The sequence below is a fragment of the Pseudoalteromonas sp. CNC9-20 genome (assembly GCF_022347875.1).
Taxonomy (GTDB): Bacteria; Pseudomonadota; Gammaproteobacteria; order Enterobacterales; family Alteromonadaceae; genus Pseudoalteromonas; species Pseudoalteromonas ruthenica.
Genome location: NZ_JAKRFS010000005.1, coordinates 370,826 through 397,785, shown reverse-complemented (window position 1 = coordinate 397,785; position 26,960 = coordinate 370,826). Strand labels below are relative to the sequence as shown.

General features: G+C 48.6%; 22 protein-coding genes and 12 tRNA genes. 18 read left to right on the top strand and 16 right to left on the bottom strand.

Going from position 1 to position 26,960, the window contains the following annotated elements; all coding sequences use genetic code 11:
• Positions 1–175: 175 nt before the first annotated feature.
• The 5 genes from rsxD to gloA are packed head-to-tail and all read left to right on the top strand — an operon-like array spanning position 176 to position 3,639.
• Positions 176–1,234, top strand: coding sequence for an electron transport complex subunit RsxD (gene rsxD / locus MHM89_RS14565; RefSeq protein WP_045980301.1), 1,059 nt, complete (start codon positions 176–178; stop codon positions 1,232–1,234).
• Complete coding sequence (rsxG, locus tag MHM89_RS14560; protein ID WP_138547627.1) at positions 1,231–1,872, top strand: electron transport complex subunit RsxG; 642 nt, start codon at positions 1,231–1,233, stop codon at positions 1,870–1,872. Before rsxD ends, rsxG begins: the two co-directional genes overlap by 4 nt.
• Positions 1,869–2,567 (top strand): electron transport complex subunit E, encoded by a 699-nt coding sequence (locus MHM89_RS14555; protein WP_022944718.1) that lies wholly within the window; start codon positions 1,869–1,871, stop codon positions 2,565–2,567. Before rsxG ends, MHM89_RS14555 begins: the two co-directional genes overlap by 4 nt.
• Before the next feature lie 34 nt (positions 2,568–2,601).
• On the top strand, positions 2,602–3,240 hold the full coding sequence (gene nth / locus MHM89_RS14550) for an endonuclease III (RefSeq protein ID WP_138547626.1): 639 nt from the start codon (positions 2,602–2,604) through the stop codon (positions 3,238–3,240).
• Positions 3,241–3,639: a lactoylglutathione lyase gene (gene gloA, locus MHM89_RS14545; protein ID WP_022944716.1), complete on the top strand. Its 399-nt coding sequence runs from the start codon at positions 3,241–3,243 to the stop codon at positions 3,637–3,639.
• A 167-nt stretch (positions 3,640–3,806) separates the two neighbouring features.
• Here the strand turns inward: gloA and MHM89_RS14540 are convergent.
• The 7 genes from MHM89_RS14540 to MHM89_RS14510 all read right to left on the bottom strand — a co-directional run bounded on the left by MHM89_RS14540 (position 3,807) and on the right by MHM89_RS14510 (position 6,152).
• A tRNA-Glu gene (locus tag MHM89_RS14540) sits at positions 3,807–3,882 on the bottom strand.
• Between the two features lie 168 nt (positions 3,883–4,050).
• Positions 4,051–4,126: transfer RNA gene (locus tag MHM89_RS14535), tRNA-Glu, on the bottom strand.
• Between the two features lie 168 nt (positions 4,127–4,294).
• Positions 4,295–4,370 (bottom strand) — tRNA-Glu (locus tag MHM89_RS14530).
• A gap of 141 nt (positions 4,371–4,511) precedes the next feature.
• Positions 4,512–4,587 (bottom strand) — tRNA-Glu (locus MHM89_RS14525).
• A 141-nt stretch (positions 4,588–4,728) separates the two neighbouring features.
• Positions 4,729–4,804: transfer RNA gene (locus tag MHM89_RS14520), tRNA-Glu, on the bottom strand.
• Positions 4,805–5,004: 200 nt separating this feature from the next.
• A tRNA-Ala gene (locus MHM89_RS14515) sits at positions 5,005–5,080 on the bottom strand.
• Positions 5,081–5,345: 265 nt separating this feature from the next.
• Positions 5,346–6,152, bottom strand: a complete 807-nt coding sequence (locus MHM89_RS14510) for a class III extradiol ring-cleavage dioxygenase (protein ID WP_239409090.1) — start codon at positions 6,150–6,152, stop codon at positions 5,346–5,348.
• 269 nt (positions 6,153–6,421) lie between these two features.
• On the opposite strand from MHM89_RS14510, the gene MHM89_RS14505 reads away from it, so the two are divergent.
• The 8 genes from MHM89_RS14505 (at position 6,422) to MHM89_RS14470 (ending at position 11,469) form a co-directional block, all read left to right on the top strand.
• Positions 6,422–6,497 (top strand) — tRNA-Val (locus MHM89_RS14505).
• Between the two features lie 32 nt (positions 6,498–6,529).
• A tRNA-Val gene (locus MHM89_RS14500) sits at positions 6,530–6,605 on the top strand.
• A gap of 42 nt (positions 6,606–6,647) precedes the next feature.
• Positions 6,648–6,723, top strand: a tRNA-Val gene (locus tag MHM89_RS14495).
• A gap of 31 nt (positions 6,724–6,754) precedes the next feature.
• Positions 6,755–6,830: transfer RNA gene (locus tag MHM89_RS14490), tRNA-Val, on the top strand.
• A 42-nt stretch (positions 6,831–6,872) separates the two neighbouring features.
• Positions 6,873–6,948: transfer RNA gene (locus MHM89_RS14485), tRNA-Val, on the top strand.
• 32 nt (positions 6,949–6,980) lie between these two features.
• Positions 6,981–7,056: transfer RNA gene (locus tag MHM89_RS14480), tRNA-Val, on the top strand.
• An 819-nt stretch (positions 7,057–7,875) separates the two neighbouring features.
• Positions 7,876–9,507: a response regulator gene (locus MHM89_RS14475; protein ID WP_239409089.1), complete on the top strand. Its 1,632-nt coding sequence runs from the start codon at positions 7,876–7,878 to the stop codon at positions 9,505–9,507.
• Positions 9,508–9,600: 93 nt separating this feature from the next.
• Positions 9,601–11,469 carry a DUF885 domain-containing protein gene (locus tag MHM89_RS14470; protein WP_239409088.1) on the top strand — a complete coding sequence of 623 codons (1,869 nt, stop codon included), beginning with the start codon at positions 9,601–9,603 and terminating at the stop codon, positions 11,467–11,469.
• Between the two features lie 37 nt (positions 11,470–11,506).
• Here the strand turns inward: MHM89_RS14470 and msrB are convergent, their stop codons facing one another.
• The 8 genes from msrB to MHM89_RS14430 all read right to left on the bottom strand — a co-directional run bounded on the left by msrB (position 11,507) and on the right by MHM89_RS14430 (position 20,367).
• Positions 11,507–11,953, bottom strand: a complete 447-nt coding sequence (msrB, locus tag MHM89_RS14465) for a peptide-methionine (R)-S-oxide reductase MsrB (protein ID WP_138547622.1) — start codon at positions 11,951–11,953, stop codon at positions 11,507–11,509.
• Between the two features lie 97 nt (positions 11,954–12,050).
• Positions 12,051–12,539 carry a hypothetical protein gene (locus MHM89_RS14460; RefSeq protein WP_138542940.1) on the bottom strand — a complete coding sequence of 163 codons (489 nt, stop codon included), beginning with the start codon at positions 12,537–12,539 and terminating at the stop codon, positions 12,051–12,053.
• A complete protein-coding gene (locus MHM89_RS14455; protein ID WP_022944711.1) occupies positions 12,499–12,996 on the bottom strand; it encodes a DUF2919 domain-containing protein in 498 nt (165 codons plus the stop codon). Before MHM89_RS14455 ends, MHM89_RS14460 begins: the two co-directional genes overlap by 41 nt.
• Positions 12,993–13,337, bottom strand: a complete 345-nt coding sequence (locus MHM89_RS14450; RefSeq protein ID WP_239409087.1) for a DUF3392 family protein — start codon at positions 13,335–13,337, stop codon at positions 12,993–12,995. Before MHM89_RS14450 ends, MHM89_RS14455 begins: the two co-directional genes overlap by 4 nt.
• Position 13,338: 1 nt before the next feature.
• Complete coding sequence (gene ligA / locus MHM89_RS14445; protein ID WP_239409086.1) at positions 13,339–15,357, bottom strand: NAD-dependent DNA ligase LigA; 2,019 nt, start codon at positions 15,355–15,357, stop codon at positions 13,339–13,341.
• Positions 15,358–15,420: 63 nt separating this feature from the next.
• On the bottom strand, positions 15,421–16,161 hold the full coding sequence (zipA, locus tag MHM89_RS14440) for a cell division protein ZipA (RefSeq protein ID WP_138589157.1): 741 nt from the start codon (positions 16,159–16,161) through the stop codon (positions 15,421–15,423).
• A 30-nt stretch (positions 16,162–16,191) separates the two neighbouring features.
• Positions 16,192–19,581, bottom strand: a complete 3,390-nt coding sequence (locus MHM89_RS14435; RefSeq protein ID WP_239409085.1) for an AAA family ATPase — start codon at positions 19,579–19,581, stop codon at positions 16,192–16,194.
• Positions 19,582–19,623: 42 nt separating this feature from the next.
• A complete protein-coding gene (locus tag MHM89_RS14430; protein WP_239409084.1) occupies positions 19,624–20,367 on the bottom strand; it encodes an RNA methyltransferase in 744 nt (247 codons plus the stop codon).
• A gap of 160 nt (positions 20,368–20,527) precedes the next feature.
• Here MHM89_RS14430 and MHM89_RS14425 point away from each other — a divergent pair, with 160 nt between their 5' ends.
• From MHM89_RS14425 to MHM89_RS14405, 5 genes are all read left to right on the top strand, one after another.
• Entirely contained in the window at positions 20,528–21,637 is a 1,110-nt protein-coding gene (locus MHM89_RS14425) for a YjgN family protein (protein WP_151172467.1), read from the top strand.
• Between the two features lie 3 nt (positions 21,638–21,640).
• Complete coding sequence (locus MHM89_RS14420) at positions 21,641–22,654, top strand: M48 family metallopeptidase (protein WP_239409083.1); 1,014 nt, start codon at positions 21,641–21,643, stop codon at positions 22,652–22,654.
• 11 nt (positions 22,655–22,665) lie between these two features.
• Positions 22,666–24,579, top strand: a complete 1,914-nt coding sequence (locus MHM89_RS14415) for a hypothetical protein (RefSeq protein WP_138547615.1) — start codon at positions 22,666–22,668, stop codon at positions 24,577–24,579.
• Between the two features lie 118 nt (positions 24,580–24,697).
• Positions 24,698–25,429, top strand: coding sequence for a sulfate transporter CysZ (gene cysZ / locus MHM89_RS14410; RefSeq protein ID WP_053911878.1), 732 nt, complete (start codon positions 24,698–24,700; stop codon positions 25,427–25,429).
• Positions 25,426–25,839, top strand: coding sequence for a VanZ family protein (locus MHM89_RS14405; RefSeq protein ID WP_239409082.1), 414 nt, complete (start codon positions 25,426–25,428; stop codon positions 25,837–25,839). The genes cysZ and MHM89_RS14405 overlap by 4 nt, the downstream gene beginning before the upstream one ends.
• A 35-nt stretch (positions 25,840–25,874) precedes the next feature.
• Here the strand turns inward: MHM89_RS14405 and rlmM are convergent, their stop codons facing one another.
• Positions 25,875–26,960: a 23S rRNA (cytidine(2498)-2'-O)-methyltransferase RlmM gene (gene rlmM, locus MHM89_RS14400; RefSeq protein ID WP_053911877.1), complete on the bottom strand. Its 1,086-nt coding sequence runs from the start codon at positions 26,958–26,960 to the stop codon at positions 25,875–25,877.

Below are 26,960 nucleotides of genomic sequence, written 5' to 3'. Positions count from 1 at the left end.
CGAAAGCCGATGCATCTGCGCAGCAGCCCGACGAGGCAGCTGAAAATGTTGAAAGCGAGACCGAGGCACCCTCCCCTGAGGATAAGAAAAAAGCCGCTGTGGCCGCCGCAATAGCTCGAGCCAAAGCCAAGAAAGCCGCCCGAGAAGCCGATAAAAACGATGATGAGGAGTCATCATGAAGCTCAATATGATGAGTTCACCTTATAAGCACAGCCATAAATCAGTGACGCAATTAATGCTTTTGGTGGCGCTCGCTGCGCTTCCAGGCATTGCCACACAGTGGTATTTTTTCGGCGCGGGTGTAGTGGTGCAATTAGTTTTAGCCTTAGTGTGCGTGAGTGCATTCGAAGCCGCTATGCTAGCGATTCGCGGGCGTAAAATTTGGCCAACCTTGCAAGATGGCAGTGCCTGGCTCACGGGACTTCTGCTGGCTATCAGTATTCCTCCCCTCGCCCCGTGGTGGGTTATTGTCATTGGCTGTTTTTTTGCCATTGTCTTTGTTAAGCAGCTCTATGGCGGGCTGGGCTTTAATTTATTTAATCCGGCCATGGCAGGCTATGTGCTACTGCTTGTCTCCTTCCCGGTGCAAATGACCTTATGGGTGCCGCCGAGCGAGCTTATGCAGCACACGCTAAGTTTTGGCGATGAGCTGTCACTCATCTTCACACACTATACCGAAGCCGGCTTTAGCCTCGAACAGATCCGTGTCGGTGTTGATGGCGTTACCATGGCCACGCCACTGGACACCCTACGCACCGATATTAGCCATGGCCTAACTGTAGCCGAGAGCATGGAAAAACCTGTGTTTGGCGAGTACGCTGGGATCGCTTGGCAATGGGTCAACATGGCCTATCTCGTTGGCGGTGTACTACTGCTACAACAACGCGTAATCAATTGGCACATTCCGGTGGCGATGCTCAGTGCCTTAGCCGTGTGTGCAAGCATCGGCTATATCTTTGACTCGGGCAACCAACCTGGGCTGGCATTTCATATGTTAAGCGGAGCCACTATGCTCGGTGCGTTTTTCATTGCTACCGACCCGGTTTCGGCATCAACCACGAATCGCGGCCGGTTAATTTATGGCGCTGCCATAGGCGTTATTGTGTATCTTATTCGTAGCTTTGGTGGCTACCCCGATGCCGTTGCCTTTGCGGTATTACTGATGAATATGGCAGTGCCGCTCATAGATCATTACACCCAGCCTCGTACTTATGGTCACGGAGCAAAATCATGATTATTTCTTCGATGGCGAAAAATGGTGGGATTTTAGCTGCATTCGCGCTTATTACTACAGGTGCTGTGACCTTAGTGCAGCAATACACCGCGCCCAAAATTGCGATCCAAGAGAAAAAACAATTGCAAGGCTTGTTACAACAAGTGTTGCCGGCATCGCAATATGACAACGACCTTTATTTAGACTGCACCACCGTCAATACCCCGCAGTTAGGCCCGCGTGAGAGCTACACAGTGTATCGTGCTCGCAGACAAGGCAAGGTCATCGCCTTAGTGCTACAAAGTACCGCCGCCAATGGCTACAGTGGCAATATAGATATGATCAGTGCTGTTTATCCTGATGGCACCGTCAGTGGAGTGCGAGTTACCAAACACAACGAAACCCCAGGGCTTGGCGATAAAGTAGAAACTAAACGCAGTGATTGGATTTACTCTTTTGCCAATAAGCAAGTGCAAGGCGCAGACGATGAGCGTTGGGCAGTGAAAAAAGATGGCGGCATGTTTGATCAGTTCACCGGCGCAACCATAACTCCTCGCGCAGTGGTGACAACAGTGAAAAGCACCGTTTTATATGCACAACAACATTTTGACACGCTCGCAACAGCAGACAATCATTGCTTAGCTGAGGAGCAATCATGAGCCAATATAAAACCTTATTTAAAGAAGGTGTATGGGGCAACAACCCAGCGCTAGTGCAATTGCTGGGCCTTTGTCCGCTGCTGGCAGTCAGCAGCACAGTCACTAACGCATTGGGACTGGGAATAGCGACATTACTGGTATTAGTGGGCTCTAATGTAACGGTCTCCCTGGTGCGCCAATGGGTGCCTAAAGATATCCGCATTCCCGTGTTTGTGATGATCATCGCCGCGTTTGTAACCATTATCCAATTACTGATGAACGCTTTTACCTTTGGTTTATACCAGTCTTTAGGGATTTTCATCCCTCTGATAGTCACTAACTGTGCCATTATCGGCCGCGCAGAAGCGTTTGCTTCTAAAAACAATGCGTTGTTGAGTGCATGGGATGGGCTGATGATGGGCCTAGGCTTTGCCATGATCCTAGTGCTATTGGGTGCTATGCGTGAACTCATTGGTCAAGGTACCTTATTCGATGGCGCCGACTTACTGCTGGGGCCATGGGCACAAAGCCTGCGTCTAGACATTATTCACTTTGATAACCAATTCTTGCTGGCGATCTTACCTCCGGGAGCATTTATTGGTTTAGGCTTGCTGATTGCAGCTAAAAACTTAATTGACGCGCAGCTTAAAGCCAAACACGCGCCTAGCGCTGAGGAAGTAAAAGGTCCACGAGCACGAGTGACCAGTTTAGATTAGGCTCGTTTTAACGACATACAATCAAGGGGCAACAATGAACAAAGACAAGCGCCGACTCATCCTTGAGCGGTTGCGCGATGCCAATCCGCACCCAGAAACTGAGCTGGAATATAGCTCTCCTTTTGAGCTCTTAGTGGCAGTGACTTTATCTGCACAGGCCACCGATGTCGGGGTCAACAAGGCGACCAGAAAACTTTTTCCGCGTGCCAATACGCCGCAAGCTATCTTGGATATCGGTCTTGAGGCGCTGCGTGAGAGTATCAAAACCATCGGCTTATATAATTCAAAAGCCAATAATGTGTACAAAATGTGCGAGATTTTGGTGTCACAACATGGGGGGGAAGTCCCTGAAAACCGTGAGGCCCTAGAAGCGTTACCCGGCGTTGGTCGCAAAACCGCAAATGTCGTGCTTAATACCGCCTTTGGCTGGCCAACCATTGCCGTTGACACCCATATTTTCCGTGTCTCTAACCGTACCAAGTTTGCTATGGGTAAAGATGTGGTCGCGGTGGAGCAAAAGCTTGAAAAAGTCGTGCCGAAAGAGTTCAAGGTAGATGTACACCACTGGCTTATTCTCCATGGCCGCTATACCTGCGTAGCGCGCAAACCGCGCTGTGGCAGCTGTATTATCGAAGACTTATGTGAATTTAAAGACAAGACTGAGGTAGCATAAATGCGTTTATTACACACCATGTTGCGTGTTGGCAACTTAGAGCGCTCGATCGAGTTTTATACCAATGTACTGGGCATGAAAGAGCTACGCCGTGCTGACAACGAACAATACCGCTACACCCTCGCCTTCGTCGGTTATGGTGAGGAGAAAGACACTACCGTGTTAGAGCTTACGTATAATTGGGATGAAGATAGCTACGATCTCGGCAATGCTTATGGCCATATTGCCATTGAGTATGACGACATTTACCAGGCTTGCGAGCAAATTCGTGCCGCCGGTGGCGTAGTAAGCCGCGAACCGGGTCCGGTAAAAGGAGGCACGACAGAAATAGCCTTCGTTAAAGATCCTGATGGCTATGCAATTGAACTGATCCAGAAAAAGGCTGATAACAGCTTTTAAGCTATGTTCCTGAGTCAAGGTTGTCCCTTGGCTCCTACCCCTCCCATAAACCACGCTTTAACGCGCACTTCTGTGGCAAGAAAAGAAAAAATAACAGGAATTTTTTATAAGCGATGGATATTAATAGCTATGAAGAGATGTTTTTTCAAGTGAGTACTTGAAGAAAGTGGCGTCCCCTAGGGGATTCGAACCCCTGTTACCGCCGTGAAAGGGCGGTGTCCTAGGCCTCTAGACGAAGGGGACGCAGAATTGGTTCAGCAAATTGTACTTTGCTTATTCTGCGTAAGATGAGCTTGCCCCCCGCGAAAGCGAATGGCCTTATTCATCCGAGCAGAACCTGTAAGAGCAACAAGCTCACTACATTCTGTGTCACTAGGACTGGTTATTTAGACTCTTACCATACGAGCAAATTGGCGTCCCCTAGGGGATTCGAACCCCTGTTACCGCCGTGAAAGGGCGGTGTCCTAGGCCTCTAGACGAAGGGGACGCAGAATTGGTTCAGCAAAGTGTACTTTGCTTATTCTGCGTAAGATGAGCTTGAACCCCGCGAAAGCGAATGGCCTTATTCATCCAAGCAGAACCTGTAAGAGCAACAAGCTCACTACATTCTGTGTCACTAGGACTGGTTATTTAGACTCTTACCATACGAGCAAAGTGGCGTCCCCTAGGGGATTCGAACCCCTGTTACCGCCGTGAAAGGGCGGTGTCCTAGGCCTCTAGACGAAGGGGACACAAATTTCGCTATCGAAGTACAACTTCGATAATTTTTTGTAAAGGCTGAGCCGAACCAGTGAGGCGAAGCGGCCTTAGCAAAAACGCTGAATTTAATGTCACTAGGACTGGTTATTTAGACTCTTACCATACGAGTAAAGTGGCGTCCCCTAGGGGATTCGAACCCCTGTTACCGCCGTGAAAGGGCGGTGTCCTAGGCCTCTAGACGAAGGGGACACAAATTTCGCTATCGAAGTACAACTTCGATAAATTTTTGTAAAGGCTGAGCCGAACCAGTGAGGCGAAGCGGCCTTAGCAAAAACGCTGAATTTAATGTCACTAGGACTGGTTATTTAGACTCTTACCATACGAGTAAAATGGCGTCCCCTAGGGGATTCGAACCCCTGTTACCGCCGTGAAAGGGCGGTGTCCTAGGCCTCTAGACGAAGGGGACACAAATTTCGCTATCGAAGTATAACTTCGATAAATTTTTTTAAAGGCTGAGCCGAACCAGTGAGGCGAAGCGGCCTTAGCAAAAACGCTGAATTTAATGTCACTAGGACTGGTTATTTAAACTCTTACCATACGAGTATCACACCTAAACATTCGAAGTTTAGCCTACCGAGATAGAAACGTGTGTTGCACTATAGAATTTGGTGGAGCTAGGCGGGATCGAACCGCCGACCTCTTGCATGCCATGCAAGCGCTCTCCCAGCTGAGCTATAGCCCCAAACAGCTTGAGATAAACTGCCAAACTTGCGGTGTTCATCTCGTTGAGTGCGGGGCGCATTCTATGCACCCCCCTAAACAAAGTCAACACTTTTTAAGTAACTTTTTACTGACCGAAGCAATTTTAGCCAAGACGCGCAAAGGTTAGACAAAAACAGTCAAATGTGGCTCTTTATTAACCACTTACCTACTTTGATACAGGCAAATATCGGTATCTATTATGGTTATTTCGTCAGCCAACGTATCACCTTAATCGCAACGAGCACTTATGTCTCTAGTTGCCATAATAAAAAGCTGGCTTGCCACCCCATAATTTCCGTTGAGATATGGGTATCAGGTCGACATCGAGCTGCTCCATATGCACAGTGTAAAGGCAACAAGTGCTCTGACGTGGGCTGACAATAAAGTGCACCAGGTGCTGTTCGCCACGCAATTAACTGCTGTTGGCGCTGCTTTTCACTCATTGGCGCCTGCAAAGTGTGTATGAGCCAATCTTCAAACTGTCGATTATACCCCTGAGTATCATCAATCGGCCCTTTTTTAAATGCAGCCATATTATGAAAGGTGAAACCTGAACCAAGCAATAATACGTTATCAAGATCAGCAACAGCATTTGCGAGGTGTTGCCCTAACTCTACGTGAAAGCGCTCATCTAAACCGCCATGCAATGATATTTGTACACAAGGGACGTCTGCATCTGGATACATTAACTTTAACGGTACAAAGACACCATGATCTAGCCCTCGTTGCTGTTCAATAAGAATAGGTATACCTTGGTGTTGTAAATAACTGGCTAAGTAGTTGGCAACTCGAGTATGACCCGTGCAAGGATAAGCAATATCATAGGCCGCCCTATCAAAACCGTAATAGTCATAGAGTAAGTTGGGCTGTTGCTGGGTATTAATAGCAACTCCCTCCTGTGAAAGCCAATGCGCGCTTATTACAATAACAAGCTGAGGCTTAGGGATTTGAGTCGCTAGTTTTGCTAATGCATCACACATACCTGTGTGACTTGGTTCAGCCAATAGAGGTAACGGCCCTCCCCCGTGGGAGATAAAAAGACTGTGGTTCATAATGCGCTCCATAAATAAGACCTTCATTATTGCGCTGGTATCGATACCTATATAGCCCTATGAACGCACATCCCTTGTTATCACGCGCACAACTATGACTCACATAAGCGGGAGTGCAGGCTTCGCGTGCGTAGTTGATGAACAGGTTGTTTATAAAACCCGCATATAAAACAAAATGTGCAACTCAAGTGTTGACAGTCTTTCGTCTCTATCTATAATAGCGCCCCACAACAGCGAGAGAGGTTTCCTCACTCTTTGTTGCCAGATGTGGGTTGTTAGCTCAGTTGGGAGAGCATCGCCCTTACAAGGCGAGGGTCACTGGTTCAAGTCCAGTACAACCCACCACTTTAAAAGTGACGCATCTGTTTATTCTATATGGGTTGTTAGCTCAGTTGGGAGAGCATCGCCCTTACAAGGCGAGGGTCACTGGTTCAAGTCCAGTACAACCCACCATTTACTCATCTTCGAGTAGCGCATATAGAATAACTTAGACCCGGGTTGTTAGCTCAGTTGGGAGAGCATCGCCCTTACAAGGCGAGGGTCACTGGTTCAAGTCCAGTACAACCCACCATTTTAAAGTGAGACATCTGCATATTCTATATGGGTTGTTAGCTCAGTTGGGAGAGCATCGCCCTTACAAGGCGAGGGTCACTGGTTCAAGTCCAGTACAACCCACCATTTACTCATCTTCGAGTATCGCATATAGAATAACTTAGACCCGGGTTGTTAGCTCAGTTGGGAGAGCATCGCCCTTACAAGGCGAGGGTCACTGGTTCAAGTCCAGTACAACCCACCATTCTACCGTGCTTCATGTGCACCACTCTATATGGGTTGTTAGCTCAGTTGGGAGAGCATCGCCCTTACAAGGCGAGGGTCACTGGTTCAAGTCCAGTACAACCCACCATATAGACACTCACCAGATATAAAACCCTCGATGCCAAGCATCGCACTCGCTTCCTATTCCAAGGCTAGAATCACCGGCTCAAACCCAGTACAACCCACCATATAGACACTCACCAGATATAAAATCCTCGATGCTCAGCATCGCACTCGTTCCCTATTCCAAGGCAAAAATCATTGGCTCAAACCCAGTAAAACCCACCATATAGACACTCACCAGATATAAAACCCTCAATGCTCAGCATCGCACTCAGTCCTATTCCAAGGCTAGAATCACTGGCTCAAAACCAGTACAACCCACCATATAGACACTCACCAGATATAAAATCCTCGATGCTCAGCATCGCACTCGTTCCCTATTCCAAGGCTAGAATCACTGGCTCAAAACCAGTACAACCCACTATATAGATACTCTTTAGATATAAAACCCTCGATGCTCGGCATCGCACTCAGCCCCTATTCCAAGGCAAAAATCACTGGCTCAAACCCAGGACAACCCACCATATAGACACTCACTAGATATAAAACCCTCGATGCCAAGCATCGCACTCGTTCCCTATTCCAAGGCAAAAATCACTGGCTCAAACCCAGTACAACCCACCATATAGATACTCTTTAGATATAAGGCACAATAAACGCCTTGTAATATAAAGCCTTAGGTACTCAACATGCCATCTTCTTATTACCCAACGCCTGCACATTAACCATGACTGCACAGCTTTTACTCTCTTCACCAGCATTTTCTGGCTTTATTCGCGATTTACTTGTCAGCAGCTAGACTAGTTTATATAGTCGGTTTAAATAACATCTCCCTAGTAGCGGTATGGCCCAGCAAGTTTCCAGCTCAGCGCATATATTAATCATTGAAGAGCAGCCATTAGCACTTAGCTATATGAAGCAATCTTTAGAGCGTTTGGGCTACAGACGCTTACGCTTTGCTGAAAATGCCGTTGTCGCCAAAACATTATGTAAAGAAGACGCTTTCGACTTGATCATCTGTGCGTTTAACTTAAGCAAGCACCAAGATGGCTATCAATTATATGAAGAGCTCAAGGTAAATAAGCTGATCAAAGGCGCCACCGGCTTTATTTTTATTTCTGCAGAAACCTCGGGGGCATTAGTACACAGTGTGCTTGAGCTACATCCCGATGACTTTTTAGTAAAACCCTTCAATACCCTAGAACTGAAAAGCCGTATCGAGCGCGTAGTGAAACGCAAACGCGCGCTCAAGGATATTTTCCAGCTCATGGATGATGAGAATTACTCCAAAGCGGTGAAGATGATCGATACTAAACTTGCCAGCCAACAAGGTTATGCGGCTGTGCTACTGCGCCTTAAGGGAGATGCACTGCTACTGCAGCAGCAATATGAGCAGGCAAAAGCCTTCTTTAAATCTGTATTGGATATTCAGAAATTTACCTGGGCGCGCATTGGCTTAGTTGAAGCGCTTATTGGAAACAACGAGCATAACCTCGCCCACCGCATGCTCAAAACCCTGCTAGAGCGTACTGAAACCCGTCTTGTTGCTTATGACTTATTAGGGCAGTTAGAGATAAAACTGAATCAATTCGAGCAGGCCCAAGAGTACTTAAGTGCGGCTACCACTATGGCTCCGCGCAATCTAGAGCGTCAAGAGAGTTTGTCGCAGGTAGCGCAAATCAATCATGATTATGAACAAACCTACTTGGCTAAACGTGATATTGCTAAGTTTGCTCGTCACTCGGTACACGATAACCCAGAGGTCTACCTTAACGCTGCGCGCGCTGGTATTGATTATGCTCTGACAACCGATCAAGGCGAGCAAATATCCCGCGTTACCCGACAAACAACCAAATACCTTAATGACCTAAAAAAGCAGTTTCCTGATGCCCAGCAACAAACACAGGTGGATGTTCTTAACGCGCGACTCCATTATTTAAAAGATGAACACCACAAAGCCAAAATGCTTATCGAGCAGCTGGTCATTGATGACTCCCCTATTCGCTCTATTGATGGTGCCCTTGATCAAGCCAAGGCATACCATGAGCTAGGCTTTCACACGCAAGCCCAGGCATTGTTTAACAAGATTATCGATCATTGTGAGCGCTACCCCGAGAGACGCTCTGAATTGCAACTAAAAAGCGTCATTCAACAGCAAAGTGAGCGCCGAGATTTACGCATGGGGCCGCGTGAGTTGAACAACCATGCGGTAGAGAAATTTAAACAGGGCAATTACCTATTGGCACTGGAAGCTTTTACTCAGGCTTTTCGAGTGATGCCGAAAAACCGCAGTATTGCCCTAAACTTATTGCAGTGCTTGTATGAAGGCAGCACCCGCCAAGGCATGACGTTTAACCAGCAACTTGCCAACAAGTGTGTAAGCTTACTGGAACAGGCGGATTTAGATGCGGAGATGAGCGAGCGCTTTGAAAAGATAAAGCAGAAATATATTAACAAGCACTCACATATCGCTTAGCCGCCGAGGTTGTTGCCCGCACCTTGCTAGCTTTGCTATGCCAAGCGTGTATATTAAGTCACTACCCAACGACAATAAAAAACACGGACAACAATGAAGCCAATCAACACCCTTGCTCTTGCCATCACTTTAGCTTTAGTAGGCTGCTCTGAAGCCCCCCAAACCATCGCAAAAACAGAGCAACCAACTCAGCAACGCAATCAAGCGCCAACGGCTGAGCAAGTTCATAATGCCGTAGAGCAATACACCAAAACCTTTATCAGCCATCAAAGCGCCCTAGCCACGTCGCTTAAGCTACCAGAGCAAAGTTATGGTGACTATAACCGCCAGCTCCCTGATTATTCGGTGGCCGGTATGCAGCAACTGCAAAAAGATATGCGCCGCGCTGGCGAGCAATTAGCAGCACTGCAACACCCTGATCTGGCTGCGGATGAGTTATTGCACCTGCGCGTCAATGAGGTAATTGCTCGCTATTATGCTGGTGACGAGGACTTTGCAGCGGGCTATATCGATACCTGGGGCGGGCACCTACCTTACGTGGTCAACCAACTGTCCGGTCCGCTCATCGATTTACCCAACCTGCTAAAGGATCAGCATGAGGTCTCAGACATTGAAGATGCTGACAATTACCTTGCTCGTCTACGTGGTTTTGCCGAGGTTATTGCACAGGTCAGAGAAAAACTTAAAGCCGACGCCAAGCTTGGAGTCATATTACCGAAACCCTTGTTTGCAAACACATTGGGTTATTTAACTAATTTTACCGCTGTGCAACCCAGCGAGCACCCGCTTGTTGCCTCATTCGCCAACAAGCTAAGTGCTATCGACGGTCTTGATGAGCGCCAACGCCAGGATTACATAAACACTGCCGAGACACTCGTGCGCACTGAGATTTATCCTGGGTTTGCGGGTGTAAGCAAAGACATGGCGGCGCTTGAAAAGCACGCGCCCACTGATGTCGGTATTTGGGCGCAACCAAATGGCGATGCTTTCTATCAGCATGAAATCACTTACTTAGGGGACTCCACGCTCACTGCCGAGCAAATCCACCAGCTAGGCCTTGATGAGGTCGCGCGCATTACCGAACGTATGGATGAAATCCTTAAAGCCAACGGCTACAGTGAAGGCAGCGTTGGCAAGCGCATGCAGCAACTCAATAACGAACCTCGCTTTTTATATGAAGATAGCGATGCAGGGCGAGCCGAGCTACTCACCTTTTTACGCGGTGAGATAAGCAAAATTGTCGCCAAAGCGCCGCAGTATTTCTCCACCTTACCACCACAAAAAGTAGAGGTGCGTCGTATTCCTGTCGCTGTTGAGGCAGGATCCGCTGGAGGCTATTATAACGGCCCATCGCTGGACGGCTCACGCCCAGGTGTGTTCTTTATTAACCTCAAGGATATGAAAGCAGTTCCCAGCTTCGGCATGAAAACACTCACATACCATGAGGCCGTACCGGGACACCATTTCCAAATCGCATTGAATATGTTGCAACAAGATATTGGCCTGATGCGCCAAAATGCCTCCTTTAATGCCTATGTCGAGGGCTGGGCGCTTTACTCCGAGCTCGTCGCTTATGAGATGGGGATGTATCAGGACGACCCGTTTGGTGACTTAGGACGATTACAGGCTGAAGTATACCGCGCTGCACGTTTGGTGGTAGACACCGGCCTGCACTATAAAAAATGGACACGCCAGCAAGCCATTGATTATTTTGCCGAGGCCACAGGCACCGCTATGAGTGATGTGGTCTCTGCCATTGACCGCTATATTGCGTGGCCAGGTCAGGCCTTGGGTTACAAACTAGGTATGATCAAACTGGTCGAGCTGCGTGATAAAGCGCGTACAGCACTAGGCGACAAGTTCGACATAAAAGCGTTTCACGATGTTATTCTCACTCCTGGGGCACGTCCCATGGCGATTGTTGAGCAAGACATTGATGCTTGGATAGCCAGTCAACAATAACCTTTGCATGGGGCGAGAGCGCTCGCCCCGTACTCCTTTAATCCTCGCCTTTATAAATGGCCACTGCGTTAATACAGTAGCGCAGGTGAGACGGTGGCGGGCCATCAGGGAACACATGCCCCAAATGTGCATCACACACATTGCACACCGCTTCAATCCGCTGCATCCCATGGCTACTATCACTGATGTAGGCGATAGCATTGGCTTGTGCCGGTTGCGTAAAAGAAGGCCAACCGCTGCCGCTGTCGAATTTCTCATCACCGGCGAATAAAACGTTATCGCAGCACACACAAAGGTAACGCCCTGGCTCAAAAAGCGTGCATGAATCGCTGCTATATGGACGTTCAGTGCCTTTTTGGCGGGTCACATAAAACGCTTCGTCACTGAGTTGCTGCCGCCACTGTTCATTGCTTTTTTCCACACGATAAGGAGGCTCAGGATTGCCTTTTTCACTCATACGCATGATGTCTTGCCAATTAAGCATAAACACTCCTTAAATTTGATAATGCCTTAAGATGATATAACAGCAAAGCTAACGCCACAGCGAGGCTGCTTTTAGGACCACTGCTTAGCCACATGAGCTATGTAATATCGACCTGTGTATCGGCCATAATAGCGCGCATGTATGCCAATAGCGCGTCACGCGTAGCGACTAAACTCAGCTCACACTCGCTATTGCTAGTGACAATGCACATACGATGGTCGTACACCCTAATGTGTCTGATATTATGTAAGGGAATACTCTGCCACGGGCCATGGAGATCATAAACCCCTGCGAGTGAGCACACTCTGAGTTGACCCTGCTGACGATGAATAAAATTGCTAATGGGGTTGCGCGTCCTGAACAGCGCCGTGAGACGATAAAGGCATGAGCTTAGCGCCACCAAGTAGCCACCCCCGATGATCAGTGTTAACCAAGGCCAAGATAACGTCAAAATCATAATTAACGCCACCACGGGTAGAGCCAATAAGGTGTATTTAGCAAGCATTACATCCACAGCTCGGGCGGCGTTGACGACCTTCATCTGGTTAGCGCTTATCTGCACCGTCTTTTTTGCTTTCCAGTTCATCCGGCCAGTCAGCGAAAAAGACTTTGAGGTAGCGACTACGCAATAAATACAGTATGACCCACGCAACCATGACTCCCTGTAGGGCTAAATGGAGGGAGAACTGATAATACTGCTGAGCGGCTTGGAGCATGATCCAAGTAAAATCCAATATCGCGCACACTAATAACGGCCAACGCATAAACCGCCATAGGGGTTTGAGTTTCAGGCTCGAGCTAGGTCGGCGCAATGAGTAAAGCACCGCAGGGACTAAGGCAATGGCACCAATCCCTAAGGCAATAAAGAAGTCACGTTTTTGTTGGTATACCAAGGCGACTAAATCAAGCTCGGGGCGTCGCGAAATCGCTGCAAACGCCCAAATTAGATAAGCCCGAAGCAGCACCAGTAGGGACAAAGTAAAGCCTATAGGGGTGCGATAAGCACCGTGTTTATCCCAATACTCAGGGCCGTAACGATTCACAGCTGCGACTTCCTATCGGCTAACACACCCACCAATATAAACGCCACCAGTACCGTCAGTGGCAGATAAGTGCTGCCAAAGAGCATCAATAATTTAGCGATCAGAGGACTTACCCACAGCGTAAGCGCTCCCAAGCCGAATGCACTCACCAGCACAAACACTAAGGTGCGCAGCATAAAGTGCTTCGCAGCAACTACTTTTTTCACCGCCTTGATCACGTCAGCGGCATACAGGCCGATAATGCACACCACAAACACCAAGGCAATATCACCAAGATAAGGCGATAGCCATTGTCCCAGTTGATAAAGGCCTGATTTCAGCCAGTTAATGAAGTCACTCATATTAACCGCCATGCTCGCTTAGCAATTCGAGCAGCGCCTCTTCTGAGAGCACATCCACTCCCAATTCTTGCGCTTTGGTTAGCTTCGAGCCCGCTTTTTCCCCAGCCACTAAGGCATGAGTTTTAGCCGAGACGCTGCCCGCAACCTTCGCCCCTAATGCTTGTAATCTCGCTTTGGCGTCATTGCGACTCAGCTGGCTTAAGGTACCAGTGATCACATAAGTTAGACCATTGAGTGGTTGCTCGTTATCGGCTTTCACTTCAATAGCCGGCCAGTGCAGCCCTTGCTTTAGTAATTCCTCAACCACTTGCTGGTTTAGCGTCTCACTAAAGAAACTCACTATGTGTTTAGCCACCACTTCACCGACATCGCTGACCTCTTGTAAGCTTTCGACGTCGGCCTGCATCAGCGCGTCGAGGGTGCGATAGTGCAAGGCCAAGTTTTGTGCGGTGGCCTCTCCCACTTCACGGATCCCCAGCGCGTAAATAAACTTAGCCAAGGTAGTTTCTTTCGCCGCTTCAAGGGCACTGACTAGGTTGGCTGCAGATTTGGGCCCCATACGCTCAAGGCTCTCAAAATGACCCTGACGCAGTTGAAAAAGCTCTGCTGGCGTGTGGATTAATTCGCGCTCCACCAGTTGCTCAACAATTTTATCGCCGAGGCCATCGATATCCATGGCTTTGCGTGAGGCAAAGTGTTTAATGGCCTCTTTACGCTGCGCAGCACATACCAAACCACCGCTGCAGCGCGCCACGGCCTCGCCCTCTATACGCTCAACGTGGGAATCACAGACTGGGCACTGCTGCGGAAAGACAATCTCCTTGGCATCTGCGGGGCGGCGCTCAAGCACCACTTGAGTTATTTGAGGGATCACATCACCAGCTCGGCGCACCACCACGGTATCACCAACTTTTACCCCTAAGCGGGCTATTTCATCACCATTGTGCAGTGTGGCGTTGGATACTGTCACCCCCCCTACGTACACTGGGTGCAAGCGGGCTACGGGGGTAATTGCCCCAGTACGACCCACTTGGAATTCCACATCCAGTAACTGGGTGATCTCTTCTTGCGCCGGAAATTTATAGGCAATAGCCCAGCGCGGCGCTCGGGCGACAAAGCCTAAACGTTGCTGATGAGCCTTACTATTCACTTTAATTACCACCCCATCAATTTCATATTTAAGCTCGCCTCGGCGGGTTAAAATGTCTTGATAGTAAGCAATCGCTTGCTCTGTGCCGTTGACAAGCTTGGTTTCCGGGCACAGCGGCAATCCCCAGTCTTTTAATTGGTGCAGCTGCTCATAGTGGCCGTCGGCCAAATCGGCCCCGGTAATTTGCCCCATCGAGTAGGCATAAAACATCAATGGCCGCTTAGCGGTAATTTTAGAGTCTAACTGACGCAGGCTTCCCGCTGCGGCATTGCGTGGGTTGGCAAACACTTTGCCCTCGTTTTTTGTCGCCTCTTCGTTAAGGCGCGCAAAACCCGCTAAATCCATAAACACTTCGCCGCGCACTTCTAACTCTTGTGGGTAATCACCCCGCAGCTTTAGGGGAATATTACGAATGGTTTTAACGTTCTCGGTAATATTTTCACCAACTTGACCGTCGCCGCGCGTTGCCGCTTGCACTAATACGCCATCGCGGTACAAAATCGACACCGCTAAACCGTCTAGCTTGGGCTCGCAGCAAAACGCCAGTGCTTGCGTGTCCGCCAAGCGGTCTTGAATACGTTTATTAAAGGCGTTGAATTCACTCTCATCAAAGGCATTATCCAAGGATAACATCGGCACTTGGTGGGTGACTTGAGCAAACTTGCTCAGTGCTGTGCCGCCGACCTTTTGGCTGGGAGAGTCTGGGCTAAGCAAATGTGGGTGTTCGTTTTCGAGCGCCTGTAACTCGCGCAGCAAACGATCATATTCGGCATCAGGAATGCTGGGGTTATCCAATACGTAGTAGTTGTAATTGTGCTCTTCTATCTCAAGGCGCAATTGTGCAATGCGTTGCTCTGGCGTGCTACTCATAAGTTCCTCATAAAAAAGCCACCGCATCAAGTGGGTGGCTGCTACTACTTACAGAATGTGATATTAAGCGTATTCACGTACTTTTTCGACGTATTCACGCACGGTGCTAACGCTCAGTGGCTGGCGGTTATGATCTAATAACTCAGCGCCAAACTCATCTGCCACTTTCTTCGCCGCGCTGTGCAACATATTAAAGGTGGCCATGGCTTCGCCATCGTTAGGCAAAGTCATAAATAAGCTCACGCCTGCAGTGCTGAACTGCTCCATATTGTCGACGTCAAAAGTGCCTGGGTTGTACATGTTAACCATACGGAACAACACCGGGCCCTGACCGCTGGCTTGCTCGTGACGGTGGAAAAAGCCATCGTCGGAATATTTAAACCCTAAGGTCAGCACCAAGGGTAATAACTTAGCCCCTTGCATTTGCAGCCCTTCAGGCATATGCACGTGAATGATCACAAAATCTTCTGCTGGCTGCTCGCTGTCACTATTCGCTTCAGTTTCTTCATGCGCCGTTGCGGGCTCGTCATCAATGTTAATTTCGCCAATGCTTGGTTCATCGTCGATAGCACCAAAGCTGGGCTCGTCATGCTGCACTGATGTTGGCTCAGGTTCAGAACGACTCACCGTGTCTTGCGTGTTGTGCGGTTCATGGGGCTCTGCCTTTGGCTGTGGTTTAGCTTTAGCAGGTTTGTTCTCGACTGCTTGAGAGCGTTTGCGTACTGACCACAAGCCATGAACTAGCAAACCACCAATGACCACTGCACTGATTAAAATTAATACCCATCTGAGATTTTCGGCCATCCCCTCACCTTTATTCTGTGTTTGTTTAACTTAACTGGCTTGAGCCATTTCCATTGCTTGCTCAATATCCACCGCAACCATACGCGACACACCAGGCTCAGCCATGGTCACGCCGGTTAAACGCCCTGCCATCTCCATGGCTATTTTGTTATGACTTATATAAATAAACTGCACTGTTTGCGACATTTCCTCGACCAAACGACAAAAACGACCGACATTGGCATCATCCAGAGGTGCATCCACCTCATCAAGCATACAAAACGGGGCTGGATTGAGCCTGAATATTGAAAACACCAATGATAATGCGGTCAGCGCTTTTTCTCCACCACTTAGCAAATGGATCGTTGAATTTTTCTTGCCTGGCGGACGAGCCATGATAGCGACGCCGCTTTCCAGCAAATCATCGCTGGTTAATTCCAAATAGGCTGAGCCGCCGCCAAAGACCTTAGGGAACAACTCTTTGAGATCATCATTAATCTGATCAAAGGTACTTTTAAATTGCGCTTTGGTCTGGCGGTCAATTTTAGCAATCGCCGACTCTAAAATCTCCAAGGCATCGGTTAAATCTTGTAGCTGCTCATCAAGGTAAGCTTTGCGCTGCTTGGCACTGGCAAACTCATCAATCGCCGCCAGGTTAACAGCGCCAAGCGTGTCTAACTGCTTATCAATTTGCGTGAGTAGCGCTTGCCAGCGACCCACTGCAGCATAGTCATCAAGGCTTTCGAGCACCTCTTTGAGCGTGACTTTGAGCTCTTCTAATGGTGCTAGCGCCTGCTGCGCTTTCAGTGTCAGGGTTTGCTCCGCCAATAGCACCTGCTGAATCTGCTCTTGCAATTGCTCACGCTGCTGCTCACCTTGGGCTAAGCGTGACTTATTTTGCTCATAGTTTTGCTGTGCTGAATCAAGCTGATGGCGCAAATCAACCTGCTGCTCGCTCAGGCGCTCTTTTTCCTGCAACAAGGTTTCAATTTGCTCGGCCATTTGCTCAAGCGGCTGCTCCAGCGCTTGCTGCTGCTCCTGAGCCTGTTCCACCGTTAACCCCAAGCGGCTTAATTCATTGTCGATGTGTGTCAGCTTATTCTCACTGAGGGACAGCTCACTTTGCTGACGCTCTGCGCTAAGACGCATATCTGCGACTCGAGCTTGATGCTCCCGCAACTGCTGCTCGCATTGGCGCAGGTGCTGTTGACCCTGCTCGTACTGACCCTGCAATTGCTCATTGTGCTGCTGCGCTTGTTCCAACAGTTCCTGTGCCTGCTGGAGCTGCTCGTCAGTAAGTGCCTGCTTATCTTGAAGCTCACGGTCTCGGGTCATCAACGCTTGTTGTTTTTCACTGAGGCGTTGTTGTTGCTGTTGCCATTGTTGTCGTTGCTCGCGCAATAATTCTAAACGGGTTTGCATGCTGGCATGGCTACGTGAAAGCTCATGCACTTGCTTCTTACTATTGTCCAGTTGCTGCGTATACTGCCCTCGCTCCTCATGCAGCTGTTGTAGATATTGCTCACTTTGTTGTTGCTGTCGCTGTGCACTCTCAAGCTGGCTATCAAGTTGCGCCAGTTGCTGACGCTTAGCTAAGATGCCTTGTTGTGCTTGCTCATTTTCGAGTGCCCAATGGCGACCATGCAATGTACCTTGGCTGTCAACCACCGCAAACCAATAGTCATCTGCCAACAGCGTAACATCACCATTTTCGACATAAGCGATACGGTCAAGCAGGTCCGGGTACTCGCCTTGCTGGATAAACGCACTGACGGCCTCGGCTTTAACCTGATGCTCAGTGGACTGTAGCCAACTCCCCTGGCGCTGCTCAGTTAACTGCAAATGCTGTAACTGCATCAGTGCCGCCTCAATTATCGCTTCATAACCGCTTTGCACCTCGAGCTGAAACAGTAAACTTTGTTGCTCTTGGTGCTGTGCGAGCAACTCCGCCATCGCTTGTTGTTTGGCACTCAGTTGACGCGCTTGATCTTGGTGTTGTTGATATTCGTTTTTGCCCTGTTGATAGGCCTGTTGCGCCGCAGTTAATTGCTTTTCGACACGCTGCTGCTCACTTTTGGCACTGGCTAACTGGGTGGTCAAGGTTTTGACCTCAGCTTCACTATCTTGCAGCTGTTGATTAATAGGTTGCTCGTGGTGCGCCTTGAGTTGCTCTTGCACCTCTTGCAGTTGCTCAGTGTTACTTCGTTGCTCCGCGCTCAGTGCGTGCAACTCATGCTGGCTTTGTTGGACTTGCTGCTGGTTTTGGTATAGCTGCTCACGCTGTTGATGTTGCTGGTTTTGCAGTTGCTCAAATTGTTCTTGCGCGACAAGGTGCTGCTCAGTTAACTGCTCTGCTTGTGCTTGCAGTAATTCCAACTGTTCACGCACCTGCGCTAACTCTCGCTGCTTTTGTGCCACCGCGTCGTTTTGCTGGCGCTTATCAACCACCAGCGCTTGGTGCTTTTCATCACTTTGCTGCAATGTTGCATGCAACTGCTGCAGCTGCTGTTTGCTATGAATATGTTGCTGCTCGACTCGCGCCAACTGATTATCGGTTTGGAACTGCTGTTGCTGTGCAGCGGCTAAAGCGTGCTGGGTATCATCAACTTGCTGTTGATAGGTGCTGAGTATATCTTGCTCACCACTGTGTGCTTCTTTAATAAAGGTGAGCTGCTCTTTTAACTGCGCGAGTTGTTGCGATTTTTCCAGTTGCTGGGCATGCAGTTTTTGCCATTTCAACACCGCCAGTTCACTTTTTAGCTGTCGTTGTCGGGCTTTGAGTTCACGGTATTGCTGGGCTTGCTGCGCCTGAGTATCAAGTTTATCGAGTTGAGCTTGCAGTTCACTACGCACATCAAGCAGGCGCTCAAGGTTTTCGCGGGTGCTGCGAATGCGGGTCTGTGTCTCTCTGCGGCGCTCTTTGTATTTCGACACGCCAGCGGCTTCTTCGATAAACACCCGCAGCTCATGAGGTTTACTTTCGATAAGCCGGGAAATCATCCCTTGCTCGATAATGGCGTAACTGCGCGGGCCCAAGCCGGTGCCAAGGAAAATATCGGTAATATCTCGCTTGCGACATTTACTGCCGTTGAGGTAATACAGGGATTGACCATCGCGGGTAACAACACGCTTAATGGCTACTTGGTTACGTGATGCCATGGTGCCGGGCAAACGCCCTTGGGTGTTATCAAAAATGAGTTCAACGGCGGCTTGGGAGACCGGCTTTCGGGTGGCTGCACCATTAAAAATAACGTCGCTCATCGCGTCGCCACGTAAATTCTTTGCCGAGCTTTCTCCTAACACCCAACGCACGGCATCAATCACATTCGATTTGCCACAGCCGTTAGGGCCGACGACACAGGTCATGGCGTCGGGAAAAGGTATTTTTGTTGCCTCGACGAAGGACTTAAACCCCGCCAGCTTAATGCTGCTTAAGCGCATTGATGCCCCAGTTATTATGATTTTATGTTTGGTGGCTGCGGCCTAACCGCTACAACGCTTTATATTATCTAAAATTATGCCACTGGCAATAGCCACATTCAGCGACTCTGCCCCGCCGTACCCGTTAATGGTAATTCGCTCTGAGATAGCTTGACCCACCGCCTCACTGATACCATGAGACTCACTGCCCATAACGAGCACCCCTTGCTGAGCAAATTCGACATGGTGCACGTTAGTGCCACCTAGAAATGCACCGTAAACAGGTTTATCAAGCTGTTGCAGGTACTCAGGTAAATCAACTGTGGCGCACGACACACGCGTAAATGAACCCATAGTGGCACTGATCACCTTGGGGTTGTATGGGTCGGCACAATTCGGTGAAAGTAAAATCTGCGAAAAGCCATACCAATCCGCTAAACGGATCAGGGTGCCTAAGTTGCCAGGGTCGCTAACGCCATCAAGGGCCAATTGCCAAGACGTTTCCTGAATAGTGACATCGCGCATAGGTGCAACAGCAATAACCTCGTTATTGGTCACCAGCGTGCTGACTTTCGAGAGGCTTCCCTCATCACTTTGGTGAATATGGCGGGCATCAAGACGAGAGCCCAGCAGTTGGTGATGCTGCGCTAAAAAACTTTCGCTGGCAAAGACACTGTCAATATCATGGTCGCTTTGCAATAGCTCAAGGACGTTTTTCGCCCCTTGTACTAAAAACATATGATGTTGACGGCGATATTTCTTTTGCCCTAACTGGCGCAAATATTTTTGTTGGTTTTTGGACAGCATACAGTGCCTTCGTCATTCCCCTAGACAATAGTTGCGATTATACACATGCGGGAGCATAAAGCGGAGCCTTGATCAAAGGTTGCATTGCACAGGTTGCAATATTTTAAGCTTAACGCTAAATTAACGCTCTTAAATTTACTTAGGACTTATGGACGTTTAAATGGACTTAGATACTACCCCCACCCCATCCGCGCGCTCGCAAGAGTTTGAAGCCTACTCTCGGCGCGTAGAATTTTCCGGCTCCGGGAAAGAGTTTTTCTCAATTTGGATCGTTAACATCGTGCTCACGTTGTTGACGCTAGGCATATACTCCGCTTGGGCCAAAGTGCGCACTTATCGCTATTTTTATGGTCACACCCAGCTTGATGGTCACCGTTTTGATTACCTTGCATCGCCTATACAAATTTTAAAAGGCCGCATTCTCGCCTTTATTTTATTTGTTATTTATATGTTTTGTACTCAATTTGTGCCTATTCTCGGTGTTTTAGCGGTGTTCGGATTGCTATTTTTAATGCCGTGGATGGTCAATCAAGGCATGCGTTTTAATATGCGCATGAGTCGCTATCGCAATGTACGCTTTGCGTTTAACGGTAACTATGGCGATGCATTTTTGAATTTTATCGTGTTGCCTATCGTAAGTGTATTCACGCTTTATTTGTTGCTGCCTTACGTACTCAAGCGCATTGATAAATACCTACATAGCGAAATTAGCTATGCCGATAAACCCATCACTGTGAACACCAAAGGCGGTGAGTATTACTTGGCTGTAATTTTGGCCTATGTTGCCTGTGCCATTGTCGGTGTAATAGTCATGACGATCGCTGGCGTATTTGGTTTGAGTTTACAAACCATGATGCTGGACCCTGAAGGGTTTGAACAATCGCTCACCGCCATTAGCGCAGTGGCATTAATCATCTTATTCGTTGTTGGCTATACCGCTATTTTTGCCGTTTACATGGGTGTGTATCAAACTCATGTTCGTAACCACTTGCTCAATAGCAGTGAGATCGAAGGTATCGCCAGTTTTAAATCCGACTTACGCATAGTGGATTACACCTTACTGACTCTCACCAATGCCCTTGCCGTGTTATGTACTCTCGGTTTAGCCATCCCGTGGGCAAAAGTGCGCACTGCAAAAATGCTATGCCGAGCCACTGAGATCACCTTCTTATGCGATCCACAAACACTGACTGACGCGCAAGGTGAGCAAAACTCATCATTTGCTGAAGAAGCAGCTGATTTCTTTGATGTTGACCTTTCATTAGGGTAAGCCATGCAAGTAACGGGCGTTTATTACTTGCATAAGCAAAGCCAAAGTGTGCACGCCACGCTTTGGCTTTGTGATACTGGTGTGCAACTGCTCAGTGATGATGAGCTCATCGCGCAGTTTGATGATTATCAGCAAGGGCAACAAATAACAGGCCTACCGGTGGAATTGACCTTTGCCGATGGCAGTCGCTTTGTGCCTCACGACGCTCAGCATCGCTGGCCGAATGAGTCGCGCTGGGACAAAGCATTGGAAGCTATTGAGCGCCATAAGTTGGCCCTTTGCGTCTGTGTTTTGGCCGCAGCCTTACTGTGCTGGGCATTATTTTTCAAAATTATTCCTAGCACCGCTGCAACGGTGGCTCGCGCCCTGCCTGAACCCATTGTCCATGCTGCCTCAGAGCAAAGTTTCGAAGCGGTTAAATACCTTTACCTTGAACCCAGCGAACTGAGTGACGCGCGTAAACAGCATATTCGCACTCTGTGGCATAATCATATAAAGAAAATAGAGAATCCACCTTCGCATTTACAATTGCACTTTTTTAGCGCCCCGAAAATCGGAGCCAATGCCTTTGCTCTGCCCGATGGGCAAGTCGTGTTAACTGATGAGTTGGCTGACACATTAAAAGAGAACGACACCGCATTGCTGGCGGTGCTGTTGCATGAAATTGGTCATGTCGAGTATCAGCACGGTCTCACCTTAGCGGCGCAATCAGCGGGTGCCTCGGTATCGTTGGCGCTCTTATTTGGCGACTTGCAAGGGTTTGCTGAGATTATCATGGGCACCGGCTCGACGTTGTTACAACAGCAATTTTCCCGCGATATGGAGCGCCAAGCCGATGATTACGCATTACGCGAACTTAAACGCTTAGGCTATTCATCGAAAGCCTTTGCTGAGGCCATGGAAGCGCTCGCACAGGCTCATGAGTTGGACCCTCAGCAAGATTCGCAGTGGGAGTACTTATCTTCTCACCCTGCTATTTCTGAACGTATTGAACGGGCTCAACAAGCCCAAGACTAAAAGGAACCCTTATGGCGTATGATTTTGGTTCAAAAGGCTTAGGCATAACCAACCCCTTTAAAGCGGAGGGGTTAATTCGCTCCATCGGCGGCCTATGTATCGCCCTATTAGGCCTGTATAGCCTCTTTAAAGTAACCACCCTCACCGAGCACAACTTGGTCGCGGCTTGGATCTACGCCGGCTTTGGCCTTGTGCTGTTGATTATGGGGTTACAGCGCTGTGGCAGTGGCTTGTTCCAGTTGTTTAAGTTTTTTGTGGGTCGTTCTGTGCCTAGCTCCTTGGCGCTAAACCTCACTAAAAGCGAACAAGAAAATGCAGAGTTGGAGCGCCGAAAGGGATCGTTAGCCTACAGCGCAAAAACCCTAGAGTCGATGCTGATGGGCCGCAAAAACACCACGTTTAGCGAACCCAAAGGTTGGGTTGGCCGCTTGGTGCATTCGATTATGCCAAAGCTGGTGTTTTTACCTTATCCAATGCGTAATGTCGCACAAGAAATTGTCGCGGTGTTGTTGCAGACAGTACTCGCGCTTATTGCCTTCGCATTGACGTATTTTGTGTCTTCTTCTGGGCTTGCCGGTAAAGCGGGCCATATTATTATTCCTATTTTTTCAGCGCTTATTTTAGTCTACCTACTGCTATGTTGGCGCAGTGCAGCCAAGGCCGTCAGTCTTAAACGCGTTAAACAGCTCAAAGATGTGGGGGCTGCATCATTGGCGAAAGTCATCGCCTTTTCGGTGATTTTCCCGGTGGTCATCGGTCTTATTTATCATCATGTATTTGCTCCCTCAGCCCATGAGTTGCAGCAATGGCAAAGTGTGACCGAGCAAGTCGTTAGCTTTTCTGCCTGGCCTAGCCTTATCACCTTATTGGCACTGGGTGCCATAGCCAGTATCGCGCTGTTTTACTTGTTGACGACGAGAGCGCAGCAAAGCAACGCGCAAACGGAAGTGAGCGAATATCGCGCCAATTTACAAGAGTCGGTGCACCCAAATGAAATTTTTATCAACATTGAAAATATCGTGCTGGCCAATCGACGCTATCGAGAGATCCCCAACCGCACCTACATTGACTTTGATCCCACGCTGAATGAGCAGTCGCAGGGCAAAGGCGATTTTCGTGGTGAGCTGTTAATCGAAACTCAGCCTGAGTTCACGCCAACTCCAGCGCCGCAAGGGTTCAAAGCGACGCGCTTATTTAGCACCATCGCGGCGCAGCTTTGCGTGGTCATCGGCGCCTGCTTGTTGTTTGCTTTGGCCGCAAAAGTTCAGGGCTTGTACGACTTTCTAGCCCAGTCATGGGACAACGTAGACAGCTTTGTGCGCAGTGCCGAACGAGGCGACGGTGCTGCAATGCAGCAGTGGCTTGGGCAGTTATCAGCATTGGTGGTGACGTTACTCAGTGGCTTTTTCTTCTGGCAAATATTCAGCACCATCGGACGTATGCTGGAGAACTTTAGCCATGTATTTTGGGCCGAGTTGCGCTTTAGTTCGCTGCTGCTGTATATGAAAACGGAAGGCACCTTTACTGAGTCTAAGATCTCAACCGGTATGTCCATTCACGATTCCACTCGCAGTGAAAATGTCATTGTTAAATCATCAATCACGCCATGGATTGTTAGCTCACGTATCCACACTAGCACCTTTGCCAGTAGTGGTAGCGACAATGTGGAAATGCCGCGCTATGTCATGACCATGGAGAAAAACGAGCAAGAGCTCAATACCATCGTTGATGAAATAGATGGCTTCTTAAAAGGCCGTGAGACCATCGCTGGTTTTTCCAATACAGCCGACCTCCAGCACGCAGAAAACATACTCAAGGTGAACCAAGCCTCGCGCGCCGAAGATGGCACGCCTAAGCTGAGCGATGATAAAGCGGGCGGCTTTCGTGAACGCCAAGACACCCAGCAACTAGAAGAAAATAAATAATGGCCATGGCCCAACTCAAGTTGGGCCTTTTTGCAACAAAGCATGAATAGAGTCTGTTATTTGTTTACGCCTTAGTTATACTGCGGAACCATCGAGATCCAAATAGTAGAGGTATGCCATGCAGTTAGGTCGTGGTTTTGAATACTTTTTTAGTGGCTTTACGCTGATCACCCAAAAAGGCCTAAAGCGCTTCGTTCTTATCCCGCTGTTGATCAACTTAGTGATTTTCGGCACGTCTTTATTCTTTATCTATGGCTGGCTCACCGATGCGTTTGCCTGGCTCAATGCACAGTTGCCGGAATGGCTGACTTGGCTGGAATTTATTTTATGGCCATTGGCTATATTGGTGCTGCTATTTAGCTACTCTATGGTGTTCACGGTGATCACTAACTTTATTGCCGCGCCGTTCAACGGCATTCTCTCGGAAAAAGTGGAGATGCACTTAACCGGGCAGCGCATTAACGATGATGGCTTACTCGATACCATGCGCGATGTGCCACGTATGCTTGGGCGAGAGTGGACTAAGCTATGCTACTACTTACCTCGCGCCCTTGGCTTTTTCATCCTCATGTGGTTTTTACCGGTGATCGGACAGATCATTTGGGCCCTGTTCACCTGTTGGATGTTTGCGGTGCAATATAAAGATTATGCGTTTGATAATCACAAGGTCAGCTTCAAGGATATGAAACGCGACCTTAAAGCCCACCAAGGCTTGTCTTACGGCTTTGGTGCCGGAGTGATGATATGTGCTGCGGTGCCTATTTTGAATATGATCATCATGCCTGTGGCGGTCTGTGGTGCCACGAAATTATGGGTAGAAAATTATCGCAGCCAGTATCGTAGCTTGTGATAAAGCCGAACTTCACTGCTGTATTTGTTGTTGCGGCAATAGCCTTTGCCGCATTCTTGGGCTGGATTATTTATTTGGCCAATAGCGGCCAAAACAGCCTTTTCTTCCAATGGGTCGCAGCGATACCTTACGGCGACAAACTTGGCCACTTGGTGCTTTTTGCGACTTTTACACTGTTAGCTACGCTTGCGCTCGGCGCGAGAGCAATGCCGCTTTACGGTAAAGTGAAGGTGTATTGGGGCGCTCTTTTGGTGTTTGCATTGGCGCTGATTGAAGAGATAAGCCAAGCGTTTATTGCCACGCGTACATTTGATTTAGCCGATTTAAGCGCCGATTTACTCGGTATTATTGCTGCTAGTATGGTGCTGGCATGGGTATTGAAGCGACAGGCACAACCAACCGAGAGGTAAAGATTAAAGCCGGGTTATTGCCCGGCTTTTGTTGACTAGCTATAGACGTTTTGCGGCACGCGCAACACCTGTACATGCACCGTCACCTCTTCGCGGTCATGGTATAAGTGCTTAGCCTGTAAGTTAAACTTCACTCCATACTCGCGCAACTCTTGATCAATGCGCTGCATATTTTCATATACACAGTCAAAGCGTTTCTTCATTGGCAGTTTCAAGTTAAAGATGAGCTCTTTGGCGAAGCCATTCACCGCCCAATCAATCATAAGCTCGGTAACACGGCTGGGTTTTTCTACCATGTCACATACTAACCAATCGATGTTGCGACGCTCTGGGCGGAACTTAAAGCCATCCTCGCGGTAATGCTTCACTTGTCCGCTTTCCATTAACGCTTGGTCCATAGGGCCATTATCAATGGCTTGCACAAACATTCCTCGGCGCACTAGTTGATAGGTCCAGCCGCCAGGACAGGCGCCTAAATCGACCGCTTTCATTCCGGAGCGCACCCTGTCTTCTTGTTCGTCTTCTGGGACGAACACCATAAAGGCCTCGTCTAGTTTCAACGTTGAACGGCTCGGTGCATCTTTCGGATAACGTAAACGGGGGATCCCCATATACAGTGCTGAATTATTAAAACTAAACGAATAGCCCACATAAGCTGTGTCACTGGCGATAAATAACACGTGTAATATCGGTCGGTTTTTCACTTGCTGGCGCAGTAAGGTTTCTTGTTTCTCTAACCCTTTCGCCAGTGGCGTGCTAATTTTTTTACAAAACTTAGAGAGCTCTTTGCCGTCGTTGGTGTCACAGGTTTCCACGCGCAGTTCGCCACATAATGGAAACTCCTTGGCCGCTTCACATAAGCTGGTAACACGGTCATCGATAGGCATACGCGCTATTTGCTTGCCGACAAACCATTGCCGAGCAAACACCATATCTTTAAATGGAATTTTCTTAAGCAGGTATTCCGCTTCATCATGGCTGTAGCAGTGATACACCACCAATGCCGAGTTTGGCTTGGCTTTTACATAGCCGCCGACGCCATGTTGACTGGCATGGTGGGTGATTTCTGCGGCGGCATCATTTTCGAAACCAGCGCGACAATAAATAACAATACAGGACAT

Excerpts from the sequence above, each read along its gene's own strand:
- rsxD (WP_045980301.1), top strand. The coding sequence starts at position 176 with ATGAAGCTCAATATGATGAGTTCACCTTATAAGCACAGCCATAAATCA.
- rsxG (WP_138547627.1), top strand. The coding sequence starts at position 1,231 with ATGATTATTTCTTCGATGGCGAAAAATGGTGGGATTTTAGCTGCATTC.
- MHM89_RS14555 (WP_022944718.1), top strand. The coding sequence starts at position 1,869 with ATGAGCCAATATAAAACCTTATTTAAAGAAGGTGTATGGGGCAACAAC.
- nth (WP_138547626.1), top strand. The coding sequence starts at position 2,602 with ATGAACAAAGACAAGCGCCGACTCATCCTTGAGCGGTTGCGCGATGCC.
- gloA (WP_022944716.1), top strand. The coding sequence starts at position 3,241 with ATGCGTTTATTACACACCATGTTGCGTGTTGGCAACTTAGAGCGCTCG.
- MHM89_RS14510 (WP_239409090.1), bottom strand. The coding sequence starts at position 6,152 with ATGAACCACAGTCTTTTTATCTCCCACGGGGGAGGGCCGTTACCTCTA.
- MHM89_RS14475 (WP_239409089.1), top strand. The coding sequence starts at position 7,876 with ATGGCCCAGCAAGTTTCCAGCTCAGCGCATATATTAATCATTGAAGAG.
- MHM89_RS14470 (WP_239409088.1), top strand. The coding sequence starts at position 9,601 with ATGAAGCCAATCAACACCCTTGCTCTTGCCATCACTTTAGCTTTAGTA.
- msrB (WP_138547622.1), bottom strand. The coding sequence starts at position 11,953 with ATGCTTAATTGGCAAGACATCATGCGTATGAGTGAAAAAGGCAATCCT.
- MHM89_RS14460 (WP_138542940.1), bottom strand. The coding sequence starts at position 12,539 with ATGAACTGGAAAGCAAAAAAGACGGTGCAGATAAGCGCTAACCAGATG.
- MHM89_RS14450 (WP_239409087.1), bottom strand. The coding sequence starts at position 13,337 with ATGAGTGACTTCATTAACTGGCTGAAATCAGGCCTTTATCAACTGGGA.
- ligA (WP_239409086.1), bottom strand. The coding sequence starts at position 15,357 with ATGAGTAGCACGCCAGAGCAACGCATTGCACAATTGCGCCTTGAGATA.
- zipA (WP_138589157.1), bottom strand. The coding sequence starts at position 16,161 with ATGGCCGAAAATCTCAGATGGGTATTAATTTTAATCAGTGCAGTGGTC.
- MHM89_RS14435 (WP_239409085.1), bottom strand. The coding sequence starts at position 19,581 with ATGCGCTTAAGCAGCATTAAGCTGGCGGGGTTTAAGTCCTTCGTCGAG.
- MHM89_RS14430 (WP_239409084.1), bottom strand. The coding sequence starts at position 20,367 with ATGCTGTCCAAAAACCAACAAAAATATTTGCGCCAGTTAGGGCAAAAG.
- MHM89_RS14425 (WP_151172467.1), top strand. The coding sequence starts at position 20,528 with ATGGACTTAGATACTACCCCCACCCCATCCGCGCGCTCGCAAGAGTTT.
- MHM89_RS14420 (WP_239409083.1), top strand. The coding sequence starts at position 21,641 with ATGCAAGTAACGGGCGTTTATTACTTGCATAAGCAAAGCCAAAGTGTG.
- MHM89_RS14415 (WP_138547615.1), top strand. The coding sequence starts at position 22,666 with ATGGCGTATGATTTTGGTTCAAAAGGCTTAGGCATAACCAACCCCTTT.
- cysZ (WP_053911878.1), top strand. The coding sequence starts at position 24,698 with ATGCAGTTAGGTCGTGGTTTTGAATACTTTTTTAGTGGCTTTACGCTG.
- rlmM (WP_053911877.1), bottom strand. The coding sequence starts at position 26,960 with ATGTCCTGTATTGTTATTTATTGTCGCGCTGGTTTCGAAAATGATGCC.